This window comes from Glutamicibacter uratoxydans (genome assembly GCF_006539925.1).
In the GTDB taxonomy this organism is placed as follows: Bacteria; Actinomycetota; Actinomycetes; order Actinomycetales; family Micrococcaceae; genus Glutamicibacter; species Glutamicibacter uratoxydans.
The window spans coordinates 1-1,334 of record NZ_BJNY01000045.1; the positions used below are offsets into that span (position 1 = coordinate 1).

Here is a 1,334-nt window from a genome sequence, read left to right on the forward strand (position 1 = left end):
GGTGTCAAGCCCCGGGTTTAGTAGAGGCTCCTTAACTTGTTTTCCTACGCGGCTTCCACGACCTTGTAATTCTGTTCGGCCCACTGTTGATGGACCTGGGTCGGTGACCTATACCCTAGCGCCGAAGGCAGTCGCTGGGAGTTGTACCAGCCAACCCACCTTGAAGTCTCAGCCATGACCTCAACCTGCCCAGACCACTGCTTCCGGTCGATCAACTCCGCCTTATAAACCGAATTCAGCGCCTCGGCCATGGCATTATCGAACGAATCGCCCCTGGAACCCACTGACGCAACGACCTTGGACTCGGCCAAGGCCTGCCCATACCTAACAGACCGGAATTGCACGCCGCGGTCGCTGTGATGCACAAGACCGGTCACGTCCTCACCATCCCTGTATTTCCGGGCCAGGGCCATCATCAAAGCGTCCCTGGCCAGTGACTCCCGCAGGTGATTAGTGACTTGCCAGCCCACGATTTCGCGGCTGAACACATCAAGGATAAACATGGCATATACCCACCCGACCTGGGTCGGAACGTACGTTATATCAGCCACCCAAAGTCGATTGGGGGCTGCCGCGGTGAACTGACGGTCCACCAGATCTACTGGGCATGATTCTGGATCCGCAGAACGGGTCTTAGGCTTCTTCCGTTTGCGGCGCACCCCGTCAATACCAGCGATTTTCATCAGCCGTTCTACGGTGCACCGAGCAATGGCCCCGAACTGATCGGCATGCTGATTATTCATTGCATGCCACATTTTCCGCACCCCGTAGCAGGAATAGTTCGCCTCGTATACGTCACGAAGTTTAGAAAGTAATTGATTGTCCCGCACGCTGCGGGCTGAAGGGCGTCGTTTCTTGGCCGCATAGTATGAGCTCACGGCGACCTGCGTGCGGGTTCCTGGCAACGCGCGGATGATCGGCTCGACCCCAAGCTCGTCTTTGTGCTGATCGATGAAATCAACAATTATTTGAAGGGCGGCAAGAGCTCATGCCGCGAAGAAAGTCGCTGCTTTCTTCAGGATTTCGTTGGCTCGTTTGGTCTCGGCCAGTTCGGCCCTCAGCCGCTTGTTCTCGGCTTCCAAGTCGATGGACTGCGCTGGTGTTGTTGCGCCGCTGTTCTTGTAGTTGCGTACCCAGGTGCGCAGAGTTTCACTGCTCAGCCCTAGTTCTTTGGTGACGCGTCGGATCGCGCCGTTCGCGGTGCTGGGGTCGGCCTGCGCATGGATCACTAGGTCAACGGCGCGGGTCTTGAGTTCGTCGGTGTATTTGATCGGCAAGAGAGAAGTGTTCCTTTTCCATTTTCCTTGCCTCTATTAAACCCGGTGCGATTCAGT

Annotated in this window: 2 protein-coding genes; both read right to left on the bottom strand. The window is 56.3% G+C overall.

Annotated features, from left to right (window positions below; all coding sequences use genetic code 11):
- Nucleotides 1-44: 44 nt before the first annotated feature.
- On the bottom strand, nucleotides 45-968 hold the full coding sequence (locus AUR04nite_RS17745; RefSeq protein ID WP_141367642.1) for an IS3 family transposase: 924 nt from the start codon (nucleotides 966-968) through the stop codon (nucleotides 45-47).
- An 18-nt stretch (nucleotides 969-986) separates the two neighbouring features.
- The gene (locus AUR04nite_RS17750) at nucleotides 987-1,277 is read right to left on the bottom strand and encodes a transposase (protein ID WP_141367644.1); all 291 of its coding nucleotides are present in this window, start codon (nucleotides 1,275-1,277) and stop codon (nucleotides 987-989) included.
- Nucleotides 1,278-1,334 lie beyond the last annotated feature (57 nt).